Below are 259 nucleotides of genomic sequence, written 5' to 3' on the forward strand. Positions count from 1 at the left end.
TTTTTTTGTTGTGTCATGCCATATCTCTGTTTCTTAGAAAAAAATGATGCTTAAAAATTAAAGTTTCATCCTCTTCATGCTTGTTTGCGATGAGGGTAACCACTATTTCCCCATAATTTCAAGGGGAAGCGTGGGGGAGTCCAGTGTTGAAATACTAAGGCGTTTGAAAGACCAAGCTGTTGTTCAGCATACGATACAGCCTTTTCGTCATGATATATGCATGGGTGTTTTTCATCTTTTTGCCTTAAAAAATAACACT

The organism is Bartonella sp. AC535YNZD, assembly GCF_042196625.1.
In the GTDB taxonomy this organism is placed as follows: Bacteria; Pseudomonadota; Alphaproteobacteria; order Rhizobiales; family Rhizobiaceae; genus Bartonella.